The sequence below is a fragment of the Henriciella sp. genome (genome assembly GCF_049649345.1).
Taxonomy (GTDB): domain Bacteria; phylum Pseudomonadota; class Alphaproteobacteria; order Caulobacterales; family Hyphomonadaceae; genus Henriciella.
The window spans coordinates 1-1884 of the sequence record NZ_JBARZC010000362.1 but is presented as its reverse complement, the minus strand read 5'-3'; the positions used below and the strand labels follow the sequence as shown (position 1 = coordinate 1884).

Below are 1884 nucleotides of genomic sequence, written 5' to 3'. Positions count from 1 at the left end.
CAGCATGGCCGGCACATTGTTGACAGACAGGCTCGCCTTGCGCGGCAGCGTATCGTCACGGCCGACGCGCTGCGCCCAGCTCATCGCGTCCAGCATCGAGTTTTCGGTGCCATATCCGATAATCCGGTGATTATCGAGATCCTGCGGCGTGCGCGGTGTGCCATGGTCCTTGAGGTATTCCGGCGCGGCGTAGAGATTGGTCGCCACAGTGCCGAGTTTTCTCTGGATGAGGTCTGACTTTTCAGCCGCCCAGAGCCGGATCGCGCATTCAGCTTCGAGTTTCAGAAGGTCATAGGTCTCGCCATCATCAAGGCGCAGATCGACTCGCATGTTCGGATTGGAATTGATGAAATTGCCGAGCCGCGGCACCAGCCAGGTTGAGCCAAAGGCGACGGGCGCTGTGACGACGAGGTCGCCCTGGGCGACATCCTGCTGGTCACGCAGCGCCGCATTCGCCGCCTGCGCGGCAGACGACATGTCCATGGTCGAGCGATGCAGTGTGTGACCCGCATCCGTGAGAACGAGCCCGCGCGCATGACGCTGGAAAAGCGACACACCCAGCTGCTCTTCCAGCGCGGAGATTTGCCTCGACACTGCCGACTGCGAAATACCCAGCCGCTCCCCTGCTGCGGTAAGGCTTCCGGCTTCTGCGGCCGCGTGAAAGGATTTCAATTTATCCCAGTCCATCGGACCTTCGGTTTGCACACGGATTACCCAAGGGCAAGCGGATAATGTGCTGCGCCTGCGAAGGATACAGGCCTATTGGCTGACCCAGAGGATGCGCGCCAGCCACAGCATTTCAGCCGGTTTGAACGTCCTGACGGGGTGATCCGGGTTAAGAGACACGAGCTCGACCTGACGTTCTGTCTGCCGGCCGAGCACCTTGGCCATGACCTCTCCATCCACAGTCTTGGCCACCACCCGGTCGCCGCGTCTCACCTGCGCGCCGGGTGCCACGATGATTCGGTCGCCGGCGCGATAGGCCGGCTCCATGCTGTCGCCTGAGATCTCAAGTGCATAAACTGCTTCATCGCCAAGGCCAGGGAAGCGCACTTCGTCCCAGCTGCCGCCAACCGGGAAGCCTGCATCGTCGAAAAACCCGTCAGCGCCGGCCTGTGCCAGGCCGATGAGGGGGGCTGTGGCGCCGCGATACCCTTCGACCAGGGCGGCAAAATCATCCATGCCGGCGCCAACCGCCTCCAGCGCGCGGGAGATGCTTTCGGTCGACGGCCAGCGCGGGCGGCCATCCTTGCTCTCGCGTTTGGACGGGTTGAAGCTTGTCGGGTCGAGGCCTGCAAGCTTGGCAAGGCCTGACGCGCTGAGGCCATTCTTCTCAGCGAGCATGTCAATTCCGCGCCAGACTTGGGCATGACGCATGGCGGCGTCTCCATCGTGATTTGCTGTTTCCTATCATGGGAATAAATACCTAGCAAGCCTGATGGCTTGCCGAAAAAGCAAAACCCTGTTTCAAGCCAGCGCATGCTTATCGAGACCCTCGTCTACAAGATCCTGAGCGCGCCTGATGCGGCGCGCGCCCGCGAGTATGGCCATACTGATACCGATCTCGACGCGCGCGACGGCTATGTGCACCTGTCGACTGAGCGCCAGGTCGGCGAAACACTTGCGCTTCACTATGCCGGCCAGTCAGGCGTCCACCTCTACGAGTTTGCAGCCGAGAGGTTGGGCGGGAATGTGAAGTGGGAGGAATCGCGCGGCGGACAGCTTTTCCCGCACCTCTATGCCGTGTTGCGCCTGTCGGACGCCAAACGTCACTGGGCGCTCGAAATAGATGCGGAAGGCAATCCGGTGCTGCCAGAGGAGCTGCGTTAGATGGCGCTTGCGGATTTCGGCACGAAACTGGTTCAGAAACTGCCACCGGAGGCG

At 61.5% G+C, this 1884-nt stretch carries 3 protein-coding genes; 1 reads left to right on the top strand and 2 read right to left on the bottom strand.

What is annotated here, in order from left to right; translation table 11 throughout:
• Together WA989_RS09955 and WA989_RS09950 are read right to left on the bottom strand one after the other, a co-directional pair.
• On the bottom strand, positions 1 to 687 hold a 687-nt coding region (locus WA989_RS09955; protein WP_424340347.1), incomplete at its 3' end, for a LysR family transcriptional regulator.
• A gap of 72 nt (positions 688 to 759) precedes the next feature.
• Positions 760 to 1377, bottom strand: coding sequence for a S24 family peptidase (locus WA989_RS09950; protein ID WP_424340346.1), 618 nt, complete (start codon positions 1375 to 1377; stop codon positions 760 to 762).
• A gap of 102 nt (positions 1378 to 1479) precedes the next feature.
• Between WA989_RS09950 and WA989_RS09945 the strand changes: the two genes are divergently transcribed.
• The gene (locus WA989_RS09945) at positions 1480 to 1830 is read left to right on the top strand and encodes a DUF952 domain-containing protein (protein ID WP_424340345.1); all 351 of its coding nucleotides are present in this window, start codon (positions 1480 to 1482) and stop codon (positions 1828 to 1830) included.
• Positions 1831 to 1884 lie beyond the last annotated feature (54 nt).